17 protein-coding genes are annotated in these 21,252 nt (G+C 65.1%); 11 read left to right on the top strand and 6 right to left on the bottom strand.

Annotation, left to right across the window (positions count from 1 at the left end):
• Positions 1-35: 35 nt before the first annotated feature.
• Both asnB and JOF29_RS03585 read right to left on the bottom strand, forming a co-directional pair.
• Entirely contained in the window at positions 36-1,868 is a 1,833-nt protein-coding gene (asnB, locus tag JOF29_RS03590) for an asparagine synthase (glutamine-hydrolyzing) (RefSeq protein ID WP_209692793.1), read from the bottom strand.
• 3 nt (positions 1,869-1,871) lie between these two features.
• Positions 1,872-2,915: a nucleotidyltransferase family protein gene (locus JOF29_RS03585; protein ID WP_209692792.1), complete on the bottom strand. Its 1,044-nt coding sequence runs from the start codon at positions 2,913-2,915 to the stop codon at positions 1,872-1,874.
• A gap of 150 nt (positions 2,916-3,065) precedes the next feature.
• On the opposite strand from JOF29_RS03585, the gene JOF29_RS03580 reads away from it, so the two are divergent.
• From JOF29_RS03580 to JOF29_RS03570, 3 genes are read left to right on the top strand one after another with little or no spacing between them, the layout of a single operon-like run.
• Entirely contained in the window at positions 3,066-3,710 is a 645-nt protein-coding gene (locus JOF29_RS03580) for a NeuD/PglB/VioB family sugar acetyltransferase (protein ID WP_209692791.1), read from the top strand.
• Positions 3,711-3,764: 54 nt separating this feature from the next.
• A complete protein-coding gene (locus JOF29_RS44310) occupies positions 3,765-4,469 on the top strand; it encodes a class I adenylate-forming enzyme family protein (protein WP_209692790.1) in 705 nt (234 codons plus the stop codon).
• The gene (locus JOF29_RS03570) at positions 4,439-6,874 is read left to right on the top strand and encodes a class I adenylate-forming enzyme family protein (RefSeq protein WP_209692789.1); all 2,436 of its coding nucleotides are present in this window, start codon (positions 4,439-4,441) and stop codon (positions 6,872-6,874) included. The genes JOF29_RS44310 and JOF29_RS03570 overlap by 31 nt, the downstream gene beginning before the upstream one ends.
• A 34-nt stretch (positions 6,875-6,908) precedes the next feature.
• On the opposite strand, the gene JOF29_RS03565 is transcribed toward JOF29_RS03570, so the two are convergent.
• On the bottom strand, positions 6,909-7,886 hold the full coding sequence (locus tag JOF29_RS03565) for an acetylxylan esterase (RefSeq protein WP_209692788.1): 978 nt from the start codon (positions 7,884-7,886) through the stop codon (positions 6,909-6,911).
• Between the two features lie 87 nt (positions 7,887-7,973).
• Here JOF29_RS03565 and JOF29_RS03560 point away from each other — a divergent pair, with 87 nt between their 5' ends.
• The 8 genes from JOF29_RS03560 to JOF29_RS03525 all read left to right on the top strand — a co-directional run bounded on the left by JOF29_RS03560 (position 7,974) and on the right by JOF29_RS03525 (position 17,511).
• Positions 7,974-8,753 carry a carbohydrate deacetylase gene (locus JOF29_RS03560; protein ID WP_209692787.1) on the top strand — a complete coding sequence of 260 codons (780 nt, stop codon included), beginning with the start codon at positions 7,974-7,976 and terminating at the stop codon, positions 8,751-8,753.
• Positions 8,754-8,923: 170 nt separating this feature from the next.
• Positions 8,924-10,477 (top strand): amidase family protein, encoded by a 1,554-nt coding sequence (locus JOF29_RS03555; RefSeq protein ID WP_209692786.1) that lies wholly within the window; start codon positions 8,924-8,926, stop codon positions 10,475-10,477.
• A 345-nt stretch (positions 10,478-10,822) separates the two neighbouring features.
• Complete coding sequence (locus tag JOF29_RS03550) at positions 10,823-12,343, top strand: ABC transporter substrate-binding protein (RefSeq protein WP_209692785.1); 1,521 nt, start codon at positions 10,823-10,825, stop codon at positions 12,341-12,343.
• Positions 12,344-12,392: 49 nt separating this feature from the next.
• Entirely contained in the window at positions 12,393-13,361 is a 969-nt protein-coding gene (locus JOF29_RS03545) for an ABC transporter permease (RefSeq protein WP_209692784.1), read from the top strand.
• Positions 13,351-14,205: an ABC transporter permease gene (locus JOF29_RS03540; protein WP_209692783.1), complete on the top strand. Its 855-nt coding sequence runs from the start codon at positions 13,351-13,353 to the stop codon at positions 14,203-14,205. Before JOF29_RS03545 ends, JOF29_RS03540 begins: the two co-directional genes overlap by 11 nt.
• A complete protein-coding gene (locus JOF29_RS03535; RefSeq protein ID WP_209692782.1) occupies positions 14,205-15,173 on the top strand; it encodes an ABC transporter ATP-binding protein in 969 nt (322 codons plus the stop codon). Before JOF29_RS03540 ends, JOF29_RS03535 begins: the two co-directional genes overlap by 1 nt.
• Positions 15,174-15,178: 5 nt before the next feature.
• Positions 15,179-15,955 carry an ABC transporter ATP-binding protein gene (locus JOF29_RS03530; protein ID WP_209692781.1) on the top strand — a complete coding sequence of 259 codons (777 nt, stop codon included), beginning with the start codon at positions 15,179-15,181 and terminating at the stop codon, positions 15,953-15,955.
• On the top strand, positions 15,955-17,511 hold the full coding sequence (locus JOF29_RS03525; protein ID WP_209692780.1) for an FAD-dependent oxidoreductase: 1,557 nt from the start codon (positions 15,955-15,957) through the stop codon (positions 17,509-17,511). Before JOF29_RS03530 ends, JOF29_RS03525 begins: the two co-directional genes overlap by 1 nt.
• Here the strand turns inward: JOF29_RS03525 and JOF29_RS03520 are convergent.
• The 3 genes from JOF29_RS03520 to JOF29_RS03510 are packed head-to-tail and all read right to left on the bottom strand — an operon-like array spanning position 17,477 to position 21,047.
• Positions 17,477-18,799, bottom strand: a complete 1,323-nt coding sequence (locus tag JOF29_RS03520; RefSeq protein WP_209692779.1) for a glycosyltransferase — start codon at positions 18,797-18,799, stop codon at positions 17,477-17,479. The two genes, JOF29_RS03525 and JOF29_RS03520, sit on opposite strands and share 35 nt — an antisense overlap.
• Complete coding sequence (locus JOF29_RS03515) at positions 18,787-19,767, bottom strand: NAD-dependent epimerase/dehydratase family protein (protein ID WP_209692778.1); 981 nt, start codon at positions 19,765-19,767, stop codon at positions 18,787-18,789. The genes JOF29_RS03520 and JOF29_RS03515 overlap by 13 nt, the downstream gene beginning before the upstream one ends.
• Positions 19,764-21,047 (bottom strand): nucleotide sugar dehydrogenase, encoded by a 1,284-nt coding sequence (locus JOF29_RS03510; RefSeq protein WP_209692777.1) that lies wholly within the window; start codon positions 21,045-21,047, stop codon positions 19,764-19,766. The genes JOF29_RS03515 and JOF29_RS03510 overlap by 4 nt, the downstream gene beginning before the upstream one ends.
• Between the last annotated feature and the right edge of the window lie 205 nt (positions 21,048-21,252).

Genomic DNA, 21,252 nt, shown 5'->3' with positions numbered 1-21,252 from the left:
CGAGATGGGCAGTGCGAGTTTTGTGACGGCGTCAGCTAGACAGTGATCGTCGGGTGATAGATGTCGAACCAGTGGTGCAGGTCTAGCACCCACTCCAGTGACGCCGCACCGGCGATACCGAGTCCGCCGGGTCCCGACGTTGCTGCCTGCAACCACTTCCGCGAGACGATGGAGAACACGTCTGACGATCGGTCGTGTGCGAGCTCCTGAGCTTGTGCCCGAACCTTGTCCTCATAGCTGCGGTCGTGAGTCCACGGATAGCCACTCTTCTCCCGCATAGCTATCGACTCCGGTAGGACGTGCGCGGTCGCATGGCGAAGCAGGCTCTTCTCGCGATTGTCGAAACTCTTCAACGCCCAGGGAACGTTGAAAACGTACTCGATGAGGCGATGGTCACAGAAGGGAACGCGTACCTCGAGTCCGACCGCCATCGACATCCGGTCCTTACGCTCGAGCCACATCGGCAGAAACCGGCGCAGCGCGAGGTGGCACAGGGTCCGCATCTGCCTGCGCTCCTCGGACTCGCCGTCCAGGGGGTCGACTTCAGCGACGGCCGTCGCGTACTGGTCCGACACGTAGCCGGCGATATCGAGCGTCCGAACCAGCCCGGGATCCAAAGCCGCACCGCGGATGTCCGCGGTCCCGAGCGAGGCCGCGAGCCAAGGAAACGACCGAGTCCCGCCGATGCCAGGTTCATGGAACCATCGATATCCACCGAACAACTCGTCGGCGGACTCGCCGGACAATGCCACCGTGGATTCGGCGCGGATCGCCTTGAAGAGCAGATAGAGCGACGCATCCATCTGGCCGAACGTCGGTGCATCCCGTGCGGTCACGATCGCCCGCCGAACTGCCGGATCAGCCATCTCCTCAGCACTGACATGAACGACTTCGTGCCGGGTCCCCGCGTGCGATGCCATCTCGATCGCGTACGGTGTGTCCGGAGCGGCATGGATCCGGTCCGCGACGAAGTTGTGCTGGTGATTGATCAGTTCCACCGAGAACGTCCGGAGCTGCTCACCCCGATCGCGGAGATCCGCAGCTGCGACGCCGGTGATCGCGCTCGAGTCGAGCCCGCCGGAGAGCAGCACACATCGTGGAACGTCGGACACGAGCTGCCGTCGTACCGAGTCGGTGAACAACGTCCGGACTGTGTCGACTGTGGACTGTTGGTCCTCACCATGCATTGACGCGCGGAGCTGCCAGTACCGCGCCGCCCGGATACCCGACTCGTCGGCGATCACCAATGAGCCGGGCGGTACGCTCCGCATCCCCTTCCACAACGACCATCCTGGCGGTTGCGTCACCTCCAGAAGCTCCCGCAGCCCGTCGGCATCCACGGCCGGATCGACACATGGATTCGCCAGGATCGCCTTCGGCTCGGATCCGAACACCACACCATCGGGGGTCGGGAAGTAGTAGAGGGGCTTGACCCCGAGGCGGTCACGCACCAGAACCAGCCGACGCCGTGCGCTGTCCCAGACCGCGGCTGCGAACATGCCGTTCATTCGCTCGACCATCTCGTCGCCCCACTCGAGGTAGCCACGGAGCAGAACTTCGGTGTCGCTGTCTGTGTGAAACCGATGGCCGCGCAGCTCGAGCAGATGGCGGACCTCCGTGAAGTTGTAGATCTCGCCGGCGAAGACCATCGCCACAGTGCCCGCCGGGGTCTCTACTGTCATCGGCTGTTTGCCACCGGGAAGATCGATGACCGCCAGCCGGCGATGGCCCAACGCGATCGAGGGTCGGACCCAGGTGCCCGATTCATCGGGGCCACGGCAGGTCATCGTCGCCGTCATGGAGTCGATGACGCCGAGCTCGCGCGTCAGGTCGCGAGCTCGGGAGAGCCAGCCGGTGAAGCCGCACATGGGTTATGCCTGACCTCTCGCCTGTGCGAGCTCGACAGGCATGCCGATGTCCTGCCAGTGCTCGCGGAGGGGCCACAGCCCGACAGGCCGACCGCGCTCGAGACACTGATCCAGCAGTTCGGTGATCGGGAACAACCGTCCCGGCGGGATCGTCGAGATCAGCTCGGGCTCGAGTACATAGATCCCCGCGTTCACCGGCCACGAGGAAACCGGCTTCTCGACAACCCGGACCAGACGGCCGTCGGTTTGCTCCAGTACACCGAACGGCACCTGGTGCTCGTAGCTTGCGGTCGCGATGGTCGCGACCACGTTGCCGCCGGAGTGTGCGTCGAGCAGTCCGCCGACGGAGAAGTCGGTGACGAGGTCGCCGTTCATCACCAGCAGCGGCTCGTCGATCACGCCGAACCTCGTCAGCAGACGTAGCGATCCGCCTGTGCCGAGCGGGACCGCTCGATCCTCGCGCAGATACTCGATCTGGCAGCCGAAGCTGCTGCCGTCGCCGAAGTGCTCCTCGATCACCTCACCGAGATAATTGACCGAGATGAAGATCCGGTTGATACCTGATCCGACCAGGTGCAGCACCAACCGTTCGAGAATCGGCCGGCCGGCCACCGTCACCATTGGCTTCGGCAGGTGGTCGGTCAATGGAGCGAGCCTCGTTCCTCTGCCGCCGGCCATGATGACCGCGGCATTGTGCCGCTGCAAGGCTCCGGCCAACGCATGCTCGGTATGTACTCCGACGACACGTCCGGTGTCGTCGACGACCGGCAACTCTCGTACACCGAGCGCGTGCATCAGATCGATCGCTTCCGCTCGCCCTACCTCGGGTTTCGTGGAGATACCCACATCCAGCACCAGCGGGTGCGCCGGCGATTCGAGTACCGCGCCGTTCAGCAGCGCGCGGCGAACGTCGGCCTCACAGATCGCACCCACCAGTCGGCCGCTCGAATCGGCGACGAACGCCCGCGAAAACCCGCTCCGATCGATCGCCCGTAGCACCGCACGCATCGAGTCGTTCTGTCCGACAAGCACCTCAGCGATACGCATTTTCCCCTCACGTCCTGTCAAGCGCCATCAAAGCGAGGATTACAGACCCCGACGGACGCCAACCAGGAGACGATTTCAGGCGGCGGCCGACAGTGCCGGCGTAAGGAGACTCGCTGGTCCACGGAAGACCCGATCGGCACGATCAGGGTCATGGCTGTCCAGGACGTCGATACCCAGCCCCTCCTTGTCGTCGGCGCTGGCGCCGTGGCTCGCCAGGTCAGGTCCCTCGTCGCCGATCTCACCGGCACACCGTTCCGGATCGTCGGCTATCTCGATACGGGCGTTCCGACGGGTTCGATGGTCTGTGTTCCGCTGCTCGGCGGCGACGAGGTACTCGCCGGCGCCGACACCGCCTATGTGATTGCCATCGGCAACCCGCAGGTACGGCGACGGATCGACATCTCGGCCGAAGCCTGGAGGAGGCATCCGGTGTCGCTCGTGCACCCGAGTTCCACGCTGGACCACGGAGTCGTTCTCGGGGCCGGCACCATCCTCCTTCCCGGCGTACGCATCCAGGCGGATGCACACCTCGGCCGGCATGTCCTGGTCAACGCCAACGCGGTGGTCGGGCATGACTGTGTTGTCCACAATCACTGTGTACTCAGCCCGATGGCGATGCTGAGCGGTGGCGTCGTCGTGGAGGGCGGGGCCTTCATCGGAGCGGGCGCGACAGTTCTGCCGGAACGCGTCATCGGGTTCGGTGCGACTGTGGGCGCGGGTGCTGTCGTCACTGAGGACGTCCCTCCACTGACACGTGTCGCCGGCGTACCCGCGAAACGCACCCTCCGACGCTGACGAGGTGAAATTCACCCCGTCTGCTATCGACGAACACGAGAGCAGGCTGTACGCATGACTGATCACTCAACTGGCGACACCGTGCCGGCGCGCCTCGCGCAACGCTCGTCCGAACGCCCCGACGACATTGCTCACGTGGTGATCGGCGTCGGGCAACTGACATTGAAGGAGTGGGAGCATCGCTCGAATGCCGTAGCCCACGGGCTCATTGCACGCGGTGCGAAGCCCGGCCGTCGCATCGTGCTGCCGTGTACGGCATGGGGATGGCTCGACTATGCAGTCGCCTATATCGGCACTCAGAAGGCGGGGGCAACGGCCGTGCCGGTGCCGCAGCAGTTCGGGAACGAGCATGTCGCCCGGGTCGCTCGGGAGGCCGAGGCCGTGGGCATCATCGGCAGACTCGCGGATCTGCCGTCATCAACGTGGTGGTGTACCGACGTACGGGAACTGGAGCATGGGCAACCACAGACACCGGTGAGCATGAGTCCAAGTCCTGTGGACGACGCGGAGATTCTCTTCACGTCCGGCACGACAGGCGTACCAAAAGGTGTAGCGGCCACCCATGGGAATCTTCTGTACACCCACTCCAAGCCGGCCGCGCAACAGGTCTACGACAGATATTGCACGCGCTCCCTCCGGGAACCCTCGCTACGCAGGGGCTGCTTCTGCAACCTCTCGATACAACGCCACAGAGGGTCATTACGTTGCCCAGGTACGACGATCGGGCCTTGCTTGCAGCAGTCGAGCTCTACCAGGTAACAGACCTCGTTCTGGTCCCTGCGCTGGCGCTCTCGCTGATGCGGTACCCCGGTACCCGAACTTTCGATCTGTCCAGTGTCGAGATCGTCCGAACGATGAGTGCCCCGGTTGCTCCGGTCACCTTGGAGAAGCTCGACAAAGTGTTCGAGAACGCCGCCATCGTAAACATGTACACAACAACAGAAGCGTGGCCGGCGCGGACGCGCATTCGCTACTCTCCAGATCACCCGAACTCCGTGGGGCGCGCCGGCATGTCGGGATCGGTGAGAGTCGTCGACAGCGCCGGCCGGCCGGTTGACGCCGGATCGACCGGATACGTCGAGCTCGCGCTCGATGGCGCTCCCCGCCGTCGCTACCTCGACGGCAGCGGGCAGTCTCAACAGGTCTTTCGGGCGGACGGCTGGGTGCGTACCGGCGACACAGGCTACTTGGACCGTGAGGGCTACCTCTATCTCGTGGATCGCAACGCCGACCTCGTGATCACCGGCGGTCTGAATGTGTCGACCATCGAAGTCGAGGCCGCCATGTTGGAGTTCCCGTCGATTGTCGCCGTGGCGGTGTTCGGACTGCCGCATCCAACGCTCGGGGAGTATCTGGCTGCCGCCGTCCAGACCACCGATGGATTCTCCCACTCCGAGCTCGGCACCTTCCTCGAACGACGGCTCGGCCCGGCGAAGGCTCCGAAGCGCGTCGACGTACTGGATCAGTTGCCTCACAACCCGATGGGCAAGGTGCTGAAGAACGAACTGCGGGAGCTGGCACTGTCGCGCGTCGACGACGGCGGAAGCGAGCCGCAAGCAAGTGGCTTGGAAATGCACCTGAGGAACCTCTGGTCGGACGCGATCGGCGAGGAGGTGGTGGATCGAAAGGTTCGGTTCGTGGATCTCGGTGGGACGTCACTCGGGGCTCTGGACCTCGTGGCGCGGGTTCGGAGTGAAGTCGGTCGCGAGATCAGCCAACGCGACGTGTTCGAGGCGATCGGGGTGGTCGAATTCGCAGCGCGAGTGGAGGCTGCTCCTGCAAGCACCACCCGGCATCATCGCGAAGTCCGGCCGGCAGCTCGCACGAAACGACTCGGCGACGCCTGGCTACTCCCGACCAAGTACTCGCAGGACCTGCATTACGACGCGACGGGCAGCGGATGGTCGGACCTCACGGTGCCGCTTGTCATCCCGCTCGAGCCACACTACGACCGAAGCGTGTTGCAGCTGGCCCTCGATGATCTGGTCGAGCGGCACGAGGCGCTGCGGACAACACTGGCGCGGGTCGCCGGCACCATCGTGCAGCAGGTGCACATGAAGGGCACGCTACGGCTGGAGACAGCGGATGTCGACGCTACGGCGATTGCGGCCGAGCATGCCAGTCGGACAGTCGACGTTGCGGCATACGAACCATTCGAGGTCCGCGGCGGGTGGCTGGCACGTGCCCGGATCTGCCACATCGATGCCGAACTCGACGTTCTGGTCCTCAGCACCCATCATGCGGTCTGCGACGGCTGGTCGGCTGGAATCCTGTACCGCGACCTCGCGGAGCTCTACCGGGCGCGCTCGGAGGGGCGCGCACCGAAGCTTCCCCGCCTGACGCTCCAGGTCGGTGACTACGCGCGCTGGGAGCGGAGCGTCATCCGGCGTGGCCCGTCGGAGTATTGGCGCGCCCACCTCGACGGTGCCAATCCTCTCCTGGAACTGGAAGGACTTGGCGAGTCGGCCCACGCGCCCGGACGGATGCAAGTGTTCCCTGTCGCCGAGGTCTCGCCGGCCATGACCCGCAGGCTGGACGGCCTGGCAGCCGTTCACGAAACGACTCGCGCGCGAATCCTGGCGGCGATTGTCATCGCTTCGGTTCGGGACTACCTCCGGGCGAGGGCCACGATCGGTTTCGTCACGGCAAACCGTGACCGCCCAGAACTCCTGAGTGTCGTTGGCGACCTGGCCGACCTGGTGCCGGTTCGCGTCGAGCTTGCCGACAACCCGAGCTTCGGGGAACTCCTTGCGCGGTTCGATCGAGCACTCGACGACGCGTACCAGCACAGACTCCCGTACGGTGTCCTCGAAGGCCTGTTACGAGAAGGCCCGGACCGGGCGACAGCGTCGGCGCTCGACATCACGGTGAACTACGTACCAGCCGCCGGCCGGCTCGCCGCACGGAACGACGAGGCACGCCGACTCGTCCGGGACGAGGTTCTGCCATGGAAGCTGCGCGCCCCGGTCTTCGAGATCGATGACTGGTGGAAGATCGGCGGATTGCTGAACTACACATTCTCGGCGACGGGCGATGGTGGTATCGACACCGGCATCTTCGCGAATGTGACGGCGGTGTCTGAACAGCAGGTGCTGGAGTTGGGCAAACGACTGACGTCGTCCATCGACCAGATCGCCAGCACACGCTCAGGCTGTCGCGACTGACCATACGAGCTGTCGCCGTGGTCCGCAGCTGCGCTCACCGCCCGCCGCAATCCAGATGATCGGCCAGGAAGATCTGCTGCGCATTCAGTACGGCTTGGTTCTCCGCGTCCGCGTTGGCGTACTCGAAGTGACCGGCTGACAAGATGACAAGGCTTCGCTCTGCGCTGAGTGCGTTGTAGATCGCGAACTGCCCAGGTGGCGGCACCGCCGGATCGAACAGCGCGGCGGCAACCTGGACAGGGATGCCGATCAGGGTGGCCGCTGCAGCTGCGTCGAAGTAGCGCAGTACTTCGGTCACCGCAGGATGAGTGGCGTGGTACTGCCGCAGGGCCTCGCCACTGCCGATGCTCTGCATGGTCAGCCGAAGCGGGTGCTGGCCGAAGGTCGGCACGGTCAACTGGGCCGCACCGAAGCGCTCGTCCCATGGCAATGCCAGCGCCCCGATGCCGCCGCCGAAGCTCGAGCCGACATAGCCGAGTCGCCCCTTGATCGAGGGAACGAGTTGCAGCAACGCGGACGCTGCACACCAGACGTCCGCCACGCAGCCACCGATCGCATAGCGCTCGCGTGCCTGGATCCCGTGCAGGACATGGCGCATCGGTTCAGCAGGGATTCCGCCAACGTAGCTACGCGCGCCAATTCCTCTCGCGCACGGAAAGATCGCCGCCATCCCGGGGACCGGCAGCGGAAGGTCGATCGCGTCGCGACCGCGGTAACCGTGGCCTACGACAATGCCGTGCGAGACGGGACCGTCAGGAATCGCAAGCCAGCCGCCGAGCCGGACGCCGACCGAACTGAACGTCAATCCGAAGACGCGGACCCCGTCCTCTGCGATCTCGAGTTGCCCAAGGTCGGGCGCTACCTCGACCTGCCGCGCGTCGTCGTACTTGAGCCGCCAAAACGTTTCGAAGTCGTCAGGTCTATCCGGCGCGGGCACCGACAGCAGGTCGTCCAGGCCGTACCCATAGCTGGGGTCGAACGGCAGGTCGTGAGCCGGCGCTGTCATGGTCATCGATCATGAGCCAAAGATCGAAACCCGGTCAAGGGAGGGATGACCGGATCGGCCGGGCGGCGGTACGGTATGTCCCAAAATCGTTCAGTGAGCACGGGGGTGCAGATGGCTGGCGATATCAGGCTGATCGTTCAAGGCGATGACTTCGGCATGTGTCATGCCGTGAACATCGGCACAATGCAGGCGTTCCGGGAGGGCATCCTCACGCAAGCCTCGGCCATGGCCCCATGCCCATGGTTTCCCGAGGCCGCGGCCCTGGCGAGGGAATCCGGGATTCCGCTCGGCATGCATCAGACGCTGACGTGCGAATGGGATCACCTGCGCTGGCGCCCACTGACCGACGGGCCCTCCTTGGTGGGTGGTGACGGAACGTGCTTCCGCACGGTGGCCGAGGCTCAAGTTTCGATCACCCACGTCGATGCCGTACGCGAACTGTCTACTCAGCTGGCGCGCTTCGCTGCGGAAGGGCTTACTGTCGACTACCTGGACTTCCACATGGGCGAGGTAGCGCCGGAAGCGTACGCCGAGATCTCGAGCGCCACCGGCAAGCCGTACATCTATGGTTGTCCGGACTCACAGCGGTTCGCATCGATCACGTTCTTGAGCGAACGCGAAGCGACAGCCAAGAAGCCCTGGACGCTCGCCTACATCGCCGACCTGACGCCGGGAGTCCACCTCCTGATCACCCACTGCGCGGTCGCAACACCTGAGCTCGCGGGGCTGACCGCACCAGGCACGAACACCTATCGCTGGGCAGAGGAGTACCGGACATCGGATCTGTCCGTCGTCACGCACCCGGAAGTCCGCGCAGCAATTGACGAGCGTGGCATCGAGCTCGTGACCACGCACGACGCATTCGCCGACTGACGAACCAGCGACCTCAGAGTCGACGTCGCCCGCGGGGCCGGGATACAAGTACGTCCAGCCGACGGAGCGGTGGCGCATCCGGCACGACATTGTATTGCCTGGTGAAACCTGCGTTTCTATCATGAGCCTACTGTGATCGCCGTGCAGGCCAGTCATACGGGGAGAGACACATGGGGAAACGTCACGACGGCACCGACGGCTCGTTCGCCTCACCGGCAACGATCGACGTAGCGCTTCTGGCCGCCGAACTCGGACTCGACCTGACCCCACAGGAGACGCTGTCCCTCCGGGCGGGACTGCGCACCAATCTCGCGATCCTGCGCGAGTTTCTCGCGGACAACGCAGCGACCGAACCGCCAAATCAGCGCACATACGGCAAGCGTGGGTTCTGGCCGGCCTCGGCAGCCGACGACCCGCTCAATGCGTGGCTGTCGAGATGCTTGATCAAGGGCTCGGCGGAGGGCCTCCTGGCCGGCCTGACAGTGTCCTTCAAAGACACAATCGCAGTGGCCGGCATTCCGCTCACCTGCGGCATCAGGGGAATGGAGGACTACGTCGCCGAGTTCGATGCGACGGTGGTCGATCGTGCGCTGCTGGCAGGCGCGACAGTTGCGGGCAAGAACACGATCCTCGGTGGATTCGGCGAATCGAGCGCGGAACGGCGGCCGCGTAATCCGCATTCGCCGGATCACCTGACCGGTGGCAGTTCGTCGGGTTCCGCTGTCGCGGTCGTCTCTGGAGACGTCGATGTGGCCTTCGGTGGCGACCAGGGCGGCTCCATCAGAGTTCCTGCGGCGTGGTGCGGAGCGGTAGGCCTGAAACCGACGTTCGGACTCGTCTCGAGTTTCGGTGCTGTCAGTGGCGCCGATCCGTCTGTCGACCATGTCGGCCCGATCACCCGGACGGTTCAGGATGCTGCGGCGGCACTGCAGGCGGTCGCCGGATACGACCCTTTGGACCCGCGACAGCGGCGCGACGTACCCCTGACTGTCGATGTGTTGACGCAATTGAGTGACGGCATCCAGGGTGTGCGGGTCGGTCTCCTGTCGGAGGGATTCGCCGGTGCCGACGACGAGGTGTCCAACCTGGTCCGGACCGCGGCCGATGCGTTAGGTCAGGCAGGCGCCGAGATCCGTGAGGTGTCGATCCCTGAGCATCGGCGTGTCCTCGCACCCTGCCTGGCGCTGGCCGCGGAAGGTGCGCGGCTCACGGATCGGACCGGGCCGCTGGGTATGGCGTCGTCGACGTGGTATTCACCGACTCTGGTCGCAGCCCTCAACCGCGCCTGGGCGGGCCACGCCGCGACGGCGGAAAAGTACTCCCGCGTGATGGGCGAGGCTGCCTGGCGGATGCATGAGGGCCGAGCGTACGCGATTGCACAGAATGTCCGACCGAGGTTCGCCGCTGCTTACGACCGGGCGCTGCGTGATTTCGACCTGCTCCTGATGCCAACCTGTCTATTCCCGGCACCACTGTCCAAAGCCGCCGATGACACGCTTCCTCTTGATTATCCGGCCGCTGCACACCGGTTGGGTCTGACAAACACCTTGCCGTTCAATTTCACGGGCCATCCTGCCGTTGCCATTCCTTGTGGGAAATCCAACGGCCTGCCGGTCAGCATGCAACTGGTCGCCCGCAAGTTCGAAGAAGCACTGCTGCTCCGGACCGGGTACGCATTCCAGGAATCCGTTGCCTTCGACGACTACACCGCCGTGGCGAACTGACCTGCAGTAGTCGGGACCCCGATTGGGCAACGGGGCACGCCCCTGTCTGCGAGCGCGCGGATGCTGTCCGCTGATTGCCGTGAGCAACCCTGGATCGGCCAGTGCGGGGACCAACAGGGAACCATCTGCCCCGATTGGCCCCCTTGCAATCTGCCCCACGTTCTGATCTTGACAGGACTCTGCCGACTTCGTTAACTGGAATGAAACATACGGTTCATCAGATGAACCCACGGCCTCGATCCCCTGCTTCGAGTGTCGAACGCAGGCCAGACCGCTGACCCCGGTCGTCGTATCGATCCGCAACTCCAGCCCTGAGGAGGTGGTCGGTGATGGCCCCTGTACGGCGTGCGTGCTTCGTCTGCAAGCAGTCACCGCGATTTCTGGCATCCTTCGTCGCCGCGCTGTGCTTCGGCCTGCTGGCCGCAGCCTGCGGAGGCGGCCCCCACGAGCGGAGCCGGCAGCCAGGAGACGAAGGACGGTCTCAAGGTCGCCGTCACTCTCGAACCGACCGACTGGAACTACCTGCGCAATCCGGCGCTGACCATCCGCCAGCTGCTGATGTTCAACGTGCTCGAACCTCTGCTCGACAAGCGCGTGGACGGCACACTCACACCTTTGCTTGCTGAGTCCTACACAGTGAGCAAAGACGGGCTGGTCTACACGTTCCACATCCGCAAGGCAACGTTCAGCAACGGCGCGCCGGTCACTGCCGACGATGTCGTCTACTCGCTGGAGCAGAGCAGGACCACCCAGCTTCAGGACGTGTCCGGGCGGCTGAAGGCTGTCAAAGAGATTTCGAAGACCGGTGACCAGACGGTCACCGTGACACTCAGTACGCCGAGTCAACGGTTCCTCGATGCGATGTCGACCGACAGCGGGGCCGTGATTCCGAAGGGATCGGCCAGCCGGCTGAAGACCGGACCGATCGGCACCGGTCCCTTCGTCTTCGCCTCCTGGAAGCACGGTGCACAGGTCGACTTCGAGCGCAACGATCATTACTGGGGCCAACGACCGGCACTGCGCACGATCACCTGGCGGTTCATCGGCGACGCGACAACAGCGGTCAACGCACTACGCGCTGGGGACATCGACATGATCGGCGGCTTCTGGGGAAGCAAGGCTCAGACCGACAGCGTCGTCGGGAAGGCGTCAGGTTTCGCGAAGAACGTGATCGCAGGGCCCACGATGGTCTACATCAGCCTCAACGCCAACGACCCCGTCTTCGCAGATGCGCGCGTACGCCGGGCAATCGCCTTTTCGCTCGACCGGCAGGCGTTCATCGACGGCACCAACTCCAGCGGCTCGCCGACCTGCGTGTTCGTCAATCCGCCGAACGAACCCTGGAAGAGCGACAAGTGTCCTTACCCACACGATCCGGCGAAGGCCAAGCAGCTACTCACCGAAGCCGGCAGGCAGGGCCTCACGCTGAACTACACCTATCTGGCCGGCACCGAGGACGGTGTAGCCGTCGTCTCGCAGGGACTGGAACAAGCCGGATTCAAGGTCAAGACCCAGGCGCTCCAATGGCCGGTATATCTCGACCGGGTGCTAACAAAAGGCCAATACCAATTCACGCATATTGCCGGACCCCAACAAATTGACACCTGGAAATGCCCCGGGTGGTTCACCCATGACTGCTATCCGGCGATGGACGCGCTGCTGGCTCGCGCCGATCGGGCGACCAACCGGACCGAGTGGGCCGATCTCAGGCGCCAGTCCGTCGAGCTGGACGCAGAACGGGCCTACCTGATCCCGGCCTGGACGACAAATGTGGTCGACCTGTACCGGAAGGGCTTGGAGGGGCTGAAGACCTACACGGTGGCCGGCGAGGCGGATGTTCGCAACGTCCGCTGGGGCACGAGCTGATGGGCCGGCGGACGGGCTGTCCGGTCAGGCGTGAGGCGAAGGAGGTTCGATGCGCTGGCTCGTCGTGAGGTCGGCCGCTGTGCTCGCGTTGTCGGCACTCGCCGGTTCGTTGGTCGTCTTTCTTCTGTTGCGTCTGCTCGGTGGCGATGTGGCGACCGTCATCCTCGGACGGTCGGCGACAACCCAGTCCCTCGCCGACCTGCGGACGGAACTGGGCCTCAACCGGCCTTGGGTGGTTCAGTACGTCGACTGGCTCGGTGATCTGCTCCGCGGAAATCTGGGCCAGTCGTACGCCGCCGGGTACAACATCTCCGACGAGATCCGGTCCCGAATGGGGCTGACGTTGTCGTTGGCACTCGTGTCGATGGCCGTCTCGGTCGTCGTCTCGGTCGCGGCAGGTTCGTACTCGGCTCTGCATGCCCGCAAGCTGCGGTCCGGTGCGGTCGACCTGCTCACCCAACTCGGGCTTGCGGTACCTACCTTCTGGGCCGGCCTGGTTTTCGTGAGTGTCTTCTCGGTACGTCTCGGATGGTTCCCCGCGGGCGGTTACGTGCCCTGGTCACAGGATCCCCTGCAGGCAGCCAGGTGCCTCGTCCTTCTGGTCGCGTCCCTGTCGCTCTTCGTCTCGGCCGTTCTGACGCGCTACGTCAAGTCGGCGATGCTCGACGTGCTCGGTGAGCCCTACATCCTTACCGCGATGGCAAAGGGCCGAACTTTGTCCGGCGCGGCGCTGGTGCACGGGGTCCGGAACGCGTCGGTGTCCATCGTCACGGTGGGCACACTGATGCTGGGCGGGTTGCTCGCCGGCACTGTAGTGGTCGAGAACGTCTTCGATCTGCCAGGCCTCGGCAGCTTGCTGGTGTCCGCGATCGACGGACGCGAAGCGCTCGTCGTCCAATCAGTGGCCTTCGTGATCCTGTTCATGATCCTCACGCTGAACTTCCTGATGGACATCTCGTACGGCGTCCTCGATCCGCGGATTCGGGACGCCGAGAGGAGGGTCGCCAGTGTCGACTGATCGCCGGGCGGCCCGGGCCGCCAGCACACCGTCCTTGATCATCGGAGCCACACTGCTCACCCTGTTCGTCGGCGCCGGCCTGCTCTCGCTGGTTTGGACACCAGCCGACCCAGGCGAGATCGACGTCGCCCATCGGCTCGCTCCGCCCGGAACGAGCGGTCATCTTCTCGGGACCGACGGGCTCGGCCGTGACGTGCTCAGCATGATTCTCGCCGGAGCTCGAACGTCACTCACCGTCGCAGGGGCTGCGACACTTGCCGCGGTGGTGCCAGGAGTGCTGCTCGGCCTGCTGATCGCCGGCAGCCGCCGGACATTCCAGGGCTTCTTCAGCCGAGTCACCGACATCGGCATCGCGCTGCCCGGACTTCTCCTGGCACTGGTCCTCGCCACCGCGATCGGCCCCGGCACCACGACATCGATCGTGGCGATCATCACCTGGTTCGTGCCGGTGGCGACGCGGGTCACGATCGGTCCGGCTCGGCAAGTCCTCGCGCTCGACTTCGTGGAGGCGGCCCTCGCCTACGGCAGGAGCAGGCGCTTCGTTCTCTTCAGGCACGTGCTGCCCAACATCGGACCGCTTGTTCTCGCCCAGACCTCGGTCATGTTCGCGTCGGCGATCCTGCTCGAGGCGGCCTTGTCCTACCTTGGTGTCGGCACTCAGCCTCCGACTGTTTCGTGGGGCCGGATGCTGAACGACGCACAGCATTTCATCGGCCTGTCGACGTACCTGATCATCCCGCCAGGACTCGCCATCGTCACCGCCGTTCTCGGCTTCAACTTCCTCAGTGACGGCCTCCGTGCCTGGCTCGACCCACAATCGCGGACGAAGGCGGTGGCAGCCTGATGCTGGAGATTCATGACCTGTCCGTCACGATCGGACCGCATCGCATCCTGGGAATCGAGGAGTTCCAGATCCTGCCTGGCCGGAGGATGGGACTCGTCGGCGAATCAGGATCCGGGAAGACGATGATGGCCACCTCGATCGCCGGTCTGCTGCCGGCGGACAGTGTGGTTCGGGGCTCGATCCGGCTCGACGGTCGCGAGCTCGTCGGTATGTCCGATCGACAGCGTGCCAAAGTCCGTGGGAGTGAGATCGGCATGATCTTCCAGGATCCGCTCAAGGCCCTGAATCCTGTGATGCGGATCGGACGCCAGGTGGCAGAGGCCGTGCGAATCCGGTCCGGCGTCGCCCGGCGCGACGTCCGCGGACGAGCGCTGGAACTGCTCGAGCAGGTGCACCTACCCGATCCTGAGGCGCTGGCGAGGCGATACCCACACCAGTTGTCAGGGGGCCAGCGGCAACGCGCGTTGATCGCGATGGCAATCGCCCGGCGCCCGCGCCTGCTCGTCGCCGACGAGCCGACGACTGCGCTGGATGTAACCGTGCAGAAAGGCATCCTGGAACTGCTCCTCGAGCTGAGCCGCCGGCATGACATGGCGCTGCTCTTCATCACCCACGATCTCGGCGTCGTCAGGGCTGTCAGCGACCGGATCGCGGTGATGTACGGAGGACAACTGGTCGAGTCCGGCCCCGTCGAGAGAGTGCTCCGACTCCCTCATCATCGCTACACCGAGGCGTTGGTCGCGGCCAGCCCGACCAGACGCCGATTGAAGGAATCGACCGCACTGCTCGGTGTCCCGTTCACGACGATCCCCGGAACTGTGCCGGCCCGCCGGGGAATTCCCGTCCGGATGCACCTTCCGGAACCGCTGCACACACGCGGTCGAGGCGTGCGCGTCCGGGCCTGCGGCAACCGACGCGGGCGACGGTCACTTGTACCGGTGCTGGAATCCGGCGACCTGTGGAGCTGAGGCACATGAGCTATATCGTTGAGACCCGGCAGCTCTCGTACCGCTACCGGGCAACGACGGCGCCGGCACTCGAGAACGTCGATCTACTCGTCGAACCCGGCACAACGCTCGGCCTGGTCGGCGAGTCGGGTTCTGGTAAGTCCACGTTGATCCGCGGGATGTGCGGCCTACTGCCCACGCCACCTGGCACGGTTCGCTATCAGGATCGAGCCGTCAGCGACTGGCTCCGTCACGACGGCCGGGCGTTCAGGAGGCAGAACCAGATCGTGTTCCAGAATCCGGCGAGTTCCTTCGATCCGCGGATGACGATCGCCACGGCGCTCGCCGAGCCGGTGAAGGCGCTCGAGCGACGTTCTCCGCCAACGAGTGAGCTGGTCGACCGCCTCGAGCAGGTCGGGCTCAACGCCGGGGTTCTCGGCCGTCACCCCCGCCAGCTCTCCGGCGGTCAGGTGCAGCGGATCGCGATCGCCCGCGCGCTGCTGGTCGGCCCGCGGGTTCTGTACGCCGACGAGCCCACGAGCGCTCTGGACGTCTCGGTCCAGGCCCAGGTGCTGAATCTCCTGATGGATCTCCAACGGTCGCTCGGCCTCACTCTGGTCGTCGTGTCCCACGACCTTGGTCTCGTCAGCAGGGTCTGCGACCAAATCGCAGTGATGCTGTCCGGCTCGATCGTCGAAGCAGGTCCCACCGCCGAAGTCCTCGGCGACCCGAAGACACCGTACAGCCGGCAACTGCTGGCAGCGGCAGAACTTGACAGTCTCATCGAGGAGGAAGCGAGCTAATGGCCCTTAGCGTCGACGTTTGCGTGTACGGCGGAACCCCGGCTGGATGTACGGCGGCCGTGGCCGCCCGTCAGGAGGGGGCCTCGGTGGTCCTGGTCGAGCCAAGTCGCTGGCTCGGCGGCATCCTGGGCGCAGGCATCAAACCGCGGCAGGACTGTTCGTTGCCCGATGGAGTCGGAGGTCTGACCCGTCAGCGAGTGTTCGAGCTAGGTAAGACACCGCCGGAGATCCGCGCGGGTTTCGCCGACTGGATCCGTGACGAAGGAATCACGGTGATCGACGAGCACCGTGTCGATGCGGTCGAACGACACGACGGCCGCATCTCCCGTGTGCGGTTCGGTTACGCCCCTCCGGATCGCTGGGGTGTGCCCTCACCGGCGGTCCTCGACGGGCGCTGGGAGGAAGTCACCGCCCGGGTCTTCGTCGACGCGTCGTACGAGGGTGACCTGATGGCGGCCTCGGGAGCGAGCTACCGAACAGGCCGTGAATCGGTCCGTGAGTACAACGAGGAGCCAGCCGGCGTCCGGGAACCGACGAACTGGACTCCTATCGACCCCTACATCGAGCCGGGTCGCCCGGAGTCCGGACTGCTCCCGATGATCGACGCCGATCACGGCAAGTCGATCGGTGCGGCTGACGACTACACGCAGGCTTACAACTTTCGGTTCTATGTGACCACCGATCCGCAACGTGCCGTGCCCTTCACGCCGCCTGCGGACTATCGCGCCGAGCAGTACGAGCTGGTCGGGCGATTCGTCGAGTACATCCTCGGAAGCAGTAGCGACGACGACGCAGCGATGGAGCGCCTGAGCGGGATCTTTCCGGGCTGGGTGAACGACGTCGAGTACAACTACCAGCGCGACTCTCTCATGACCATCGCGCCGCTGGGTGAGAGCCGCTTCTACCAAGATGCCGGGTGGGACAAGCGCTCGGCTATCTGGCGAACGCACATCGACTACCTCCGTGGACTCCACCATTTCCTCTGCACCGACCCACGAGTTCCCCTCGGCTTCCGCGAGCGGACCGCGGAGCTGGGGCTCGACCGAACGATGCACCAGGACACAGATGGCTGGCCGAATCAGCTGTACGTCCGGGTGGCACGGCGTCTCGCCGGCCGTTACACCCTTACCCACAAGGACGTCCTCAACCAGGTCGCGGTCGAGGACGGCGTGGGACTGGCGCTGTACGGCGTCGACACCTATCCGGCCCGGCGTTACGCGTGCACCGTACCCGGTGCACCAGGGATCGGGGTGGCCACCGAGGGCAACATGTTCATCGGCGGCCCGATGGGCACCGGACAGGCGTTCGAGGTCCCCTACCGAGCAATCACTCCGCAACAACACGAGTGCCGCAACCTGCTCGTGCCCGTCAGTCTTTCGGCCACGCACATCGCCTACGCTGCGACCCGGATGGAGCCCGTCTTCTCCGTTCTCGGCGAATCCGCCGGGGTCGCCGCCGCGCTCGCCGCCAAACAGTCGAGCTCTGTCCAGGACTTGAACCTCGAGGCACTGCGCTCGCGGCTCAAGGAGCGGGGCCAAATCCTCGAGAGCCCGTGAGACGGATCGTCGGCCGACTTGCCCTGGCGGCTTCTTCGATGAGGCGCACGGCGCGGTCGAGGCTCCGATCGGAGCGGATCCGATCCCCGACAGCGCGGGCGGCGGCGGTCATCGCCGGGTCTTCGACCGCGCACACGATGGCATCAGCGAGCTTCTGTGCATCCAGGTATCGCTGTGGCAGCGGGGCCGGAGCAGCTCCCAGTTCGTGGATCCGGCGGGCGAAGAACGGCTGATCCAAGACGAAAGGGCAGACGACCTGTGGCCGGCCGGCCGAGAGAGCGGCGGCAGTGGTACCACTACCGCCGTGGTGAACCACGGCGGTCACGCGGTCGAAGAGCCAACCGTGTGGCACCTCTCGGACCGGCAGGATGCGTTCTTCCGTCCCACTGATGCCGATACCGCCCCACCCAGTGCCGACGACAGCGCGCACGCCTGACCGCCGCACAGCCTCCATGATCATTGCGCCCGTCCGCTCAGGGTTTAGTCCCGCCATGCTGCCGAAACCCACGTAGATGACCGGGCCGTCAGCGTCGAGGAACTCCTCCAGGCCGGCCGGAGGAGTCCAGCGAGGTGGCGCAGCGAGCAGCCACGGGCCGGTCGTGTGGACCCACGGAGGGTAGTCCCCCGGTTCGGGAGCAACGAGGTAGGAACTGAATGCCTGGAGCAACGGTGTCGTGCCGCCACCAGGCATGCGCAACATGTCCAGGTAGCCGCCGAGTCTCGACAGCCGCAGCTTCCTCGCGCGCCACCTTCTCGTATGCCCGGCAAGTATCTGGTACCAGATGTTCGTCGTCAGATACGTGAGCCGATTGCACGCCGCCGGCAGCGGCAACGCGTGCATTGGGTTGGGGAAGGCCCGCGTCGGTATCCAGAACGGCTGCAGGCACACCCTGATGGTCGGGATGCCCAGCCACTCTCCCAGCTGCCGGCCAGGCAGGACGATGTCATGGACTATGACGTCCGCACCTTGCCGGGCAACGTCGGCCATGCCGTCCAGAACCGCATCCATCTTGTCGCGATACCTTCGCGCAACCGTGATCGCTAGACGCTTCCCGCGGAGACCGCGGTAGTTGGTCTCCAGGACTTCACGGACGGCCGCATCACCGTACAGTTCGTTCGGACCGTCAGCCAGCGCTACGAAGGGTACGTCGTACGACTCTGCCAGCCCCGCCGACGCCGCCGGGCCACCGAGTCTGACGGAGTGCCCGGCACTGATCAACGCCGTGGCCAGAGCGACAAAGGGCTGCACGTCGCCGCGCGTCCCGTGGGTGAGGATCAGCACGTCCATCGGGATCCTCGAGATTCTGTCCGTCCACTGTCTCGGTACCAGTCGAAAGTTCTGCGTATGCCGTCCTCCAGGGAAACGACCGGTTCGAAGCCGGTGAGCCGTCGGAGGGTGGACAGATCAGGGCATCGCCGGGCGACGGATCCTAGAGGCGCCGGGAGCCACTCCATCCGGGGTTCATGGCCCGCGACCCGCAGAATCAGCTTGGCCAGGTCCCCGATCGCGATCTCACGCGTGTCGTTGCCGACATGGACTATCTGACCGGCGGCATCCTCGCTGGCCATCAGGCGGACTGTCGCTGTGACCGCATCGTCGACGTGGCAGAACGCTCGGGACTGGTCCGCGCCGTACAGCTTGAACGGGTCCTCCTTACGCAGGGCCCGCAGCGACAGCTCGGGGATCACGTGGTCGGCTCCCATCCGCGCGCCGTACACGTTGTGGAAGCGTCCGACGACAAAGGGGATCTGCTTCGACCGCGCGGTGTGCACGACAGCGCTCTCGCCGAGCAGCTTGCTGGCACCATAGGCAAAACGCGGTGCAGAGATGTCGCCGATCATCAACGGCACCGACTCCGGAGTGGGAACTGGCACCACGCCTGCGCTGACACCCCCGGCGTACACCTCGCTCGTCGAGGCGAAGAAGAGTCGCTCTCCGGGCCGCATCCAGTCCAGCAGGTGCAGCAACGACAGGGTATTGATCCTGACCACCCGCGCGGGATCGGCTTCGACGTTGCGGACCCCGACGACCGCGGCAAGCATGAAGATCTGATCCCACGGACGCGGGAGGCGCTGGTAGGACGTGGGATCGGTCAGATCCGCGTGCACCACCGGCACTCCGAGCTCAGCTAGTTCCCGATCGTCGCGGCCTCGCGAGAAGTCGTCGACGATCATCACGTCGTTGCCTTCGGCAGCGAGCGCCCGGACGAGGTGTAGTCCGATGAACCCCGCGCCGCCGAGTACGAGCGCCTTCATGCTGCCGCCTCGTATCCGATACCGGCGTACCGTACGCCCCGGGCAAGGATCTGCTCGGCGTCAAGGACGCGCCACGAGTCGTACACCAGCCGAACCGGCGAGTCCGTGAGCAGCTGCGCTATGTCGAGCTCGCGGTACCGAGGATGGTCGGTGATCACCAGTACGGCGTCGGCGACCTGGAAGGCGGCCTCCAAGCCGACCGGCTCACCGCCGTAAGCATGGATGACGTCCTCGCGGACGATCGGATCGTGCCCGAGCACCTGGATGTTCGCCTCCCTGAACACTGGCATCATCTCCGCGATCGGTGTCCCGCGCATGTCGTCGGTCGGCGGCCGGCCCTTGTACGCCCAGCCGAGGACTGCCAGGGTTGTGGCGTCGTTGCGGTGCATCAGATCTGCGACGCGCTGCGCAACGTGCGCGGGCAGCGCCTCGTTGAGAGTCCTGGCCGCGCGCACAAGACGTGGGAGATGTCCGGTGCGCTTGGCCGCGGAGATCATGATGTACGGGTCTTTCGAGAGGCAACCGCCGCCCACGTAGCCGGGCCTGGCGATGTCCGGCCGGGGATAGTCGAGGTTCGTCGCTCTGACGACTTCGAGAGGGTCCAGACCAAGGCTCTCCGTGAGCATCGCGACTTCGTTGCCAAAGGCATAGATGACGTCGGTGTGGCAGTTGTTCGTGAGCTTCACCAGTTCGGCGGTCTCCAGAGAGGTCACCGGGACGACGTGTTTGCACAGTCGGCCGAACAGCCGCAGGCCGCGGTCGAGGCTGGCTGCGTCGAGCCCACCGACGATCTGCGGCAGCTCCACCAGTTCGCGCAGCGCCTGGCCCTGGATAGTTCGTTCCGGCGCCATGACGAGCTGAGCGGACCCCATGCCGGCCAGCAACGCCGGGAGCACGATCTCGCGACTCGCACCGATCGGAACGGTGCTTCGGACAACAACCAGCGTGCCGGGAGAGCAACGCTTCGCGATCGACTCCGCGGCGGCCGCGAGGTTGCGGAGATCGGGTTCGCGCGTCGACGCGTTGACCGGAGTCGACACCGAGATCACCGCGACATCGAGATCCTCGGGCAGCTCCGTGGACACGAAGATACTCTTGCCGACGTGCTGATTGAAGACCTCTTCGACGCCGGGCTCGAAGAGGTGCGGCTTGCCTCGCCGCAGCGACTCGAGCACCGCCGGCAGAACGTCGACGCCGTGGACCTCGAACCCGGCGAGCGCCAGCGCGGCCATCAGTGTCACGCCCACGTAGCCCAGCCCGACGACGCCGACCTTAGGCATTTCTCGTGATTCCAAGGTCATGTTTTCCCTCTCTTGACGGAACAACGAGGAATCGGCTCGACTGCGAGTCTGGCAATGCCGGACGATGTTCGGCAATCCGTCAACTGGTGGGCTGGTTCCACCGAATGACGGTGTAATACGCCCCTGGCACGTCGATTCTCGGTTCTGGCAATCTGATTCATCGATCAGGGTGCGCAGACAAGAG

It is taken from the genome of Kribbella aluminosa (assembly GCF_017876295.1).
GTDB classification, from domain to species: Bacteria; Actinomycetota; Actinomycetes; order Propionibacteriales; family Kribbellaceae; genus Kribbella; species Kribbella aluminosa.
The sequence above is the reverse complement of the archived record's forward strand: the minus strand, read 5'-3'. Positions and strand labels throughout refer to the sequence as shown.

Coding starts and splice junctions, on each gene's coding strand:
- JOF29_RS03580 (WP_209692791.1), top strand. CDS start 3,066: ATGGCTGTCCAGGACGTCGATACCCAGCCCCTCCTTGTCGTCGGCGCT.
- JOF29_RS03510 (WP_209692777.1), bottom strand. CDS start 21,047: ATGCCTAAGGTCGGCGTCGTCGGGCTGGGCTACGTGGGCGTGACACTG.
- JOF29_RS03525 (WP_209692780.1), top strand. CDS start 15,955: ATGGCCCTTAGCGTCGACGTTTGCGTGTACGGCGGAACCCCGGCTGGA.
- JOF29_RS03545 (WP_209692784.1), top strand. CDS start 12,393: ATGCGCTGGCTCGTCGTGAGGTCGGCCGCTGTGCTCGCGTTGTCGGCA.
- JOF29_RS03555 (WP_209692786.1), top strand. CDS start 8,924: ATGGGGAAACGTCACGACGGCACCGACGGCTCGTTCGCCTCACCGGCA.
- asnB (WP_209692793.1), bottom strand. CDS start 1,868: ATGTGCGGCTTCACCGGCTGGCTCTCCCGAGCTCGCGACCTGACGCGC.
- JOF29_RS03520 (WP_209692779.1), bottom strand. CDS start 18,799: ATGGACGTGCTGATCCTCACCCACGGGACGCGCGGCGACGTGCAGCCC.
- JOF29_RS03530 (WP_209692781.1), top strand. CDS start 15,179: ATGAGCTATATCGTTGAGACCCGGCAGCTCTCGTACCGCTACCGGGCA.
- JOF29_RS44310 (WP_209692790.1), top strand. CDS start 3,765: ATGACTGATCACTCAACTGGCGACACCGTGCCGGCGCGCCTCGCGCAA.
- JOF29_RS03585 (WP_209692792.1), bottom strand. CDS start 2,915: ATGCGTATCGCTGAGGTGCTTGTCGGACAGAACGACTCGATGCGTGCG.
- JOF29_RS03515 (WP_209692778.1), bottom strand. CDS start 19,767: ATGAAGGCGCTCGTACTCGGCGGCGCGGGGTTCATCGGACTACACCTC.
- JOF29_RS03535 (WP_209692782.1), top strand. CDS start 14,205: ATGCTGGAGATTCATGACCTGTCCGTCACGATCGGACCGCATCGCATC.
- JOF29_RS03565 (WP_209692788.1), bottom strand. CDS start 7,886: ATGACCATGACAGCGCCGGCTCACGACCTGCCGTTCGACCCCAGCTAT.